The organism is Xenorhabdus bharatensis, from assembly GCF_037996705.1.
GTDB lineage: Bacteria > Pseudomonadota > Gammaproteobacteria > Enterobacterales > Enterobacteriaceae > Xenorhabdus > Xenorhabdus bharatensis.
This window is the reverse complement of sequence record NZ_JBBMXG010000066.1, coordinates 1-521: the sequence shown is the minus strand read 5'-3', so window position 1 is coordinate 521 and position 521 is coordinate 1. Positions and strand designations below refer to the sequence as shown.

General features: G+C 33.6%; 1 pseudogene. It reads right to left on the bottom strand.

Annotation, left to right across the window (positions count from 1 at the left end):
- Positions 1 to 521 (bottom strand): annotated as a pseudogene (locus tag AAC855_RS21230) (S1 family peptidase); the annotation flags it as partial.

Here is a 521-nt window from a genome sequence, read left to right as displayed (position 1 = left end):
TCACCGGGAAGACTGGCAGTTCCTGATACCGTCGTAACGGTATCTGAGATATTTTCCGGGTTTGTAAGGTCAACGTCAGGGGTTTCGATTTCAAAATATGTTTTTTGTAAGGACGTTAACCAAATATGAGGCTCAATATTGAGTCCTAGAGGGATAAACCTATCCATTATCTCAATATAATAAAGCCCGTCTTTCAATTCAGGGGGAAGCGATAAACTCCAATTTGGAAAATCATGTCTTTTTCCAAAATTAATATATTGTATTGGTATTTCGGAAAAATATTTACCCTCTTTCAATGGGATTTTTACGTAGATATTATTATCACTTCTATTGCATTGAGGGGAATTTGAAGGTGAATGACTGCTTTTTTTCATGCAGATAGAATATTCTGAAGGTAAAAGTATATCATTATTTGAGAGAGTATAACGTTGATTATCACCACCAAAACCAGCGAATGTTTGATTTTGTGTATTAGTGGATAAGATTTTTATTGGTGATTCAATCTTATATTCTTTATTAAA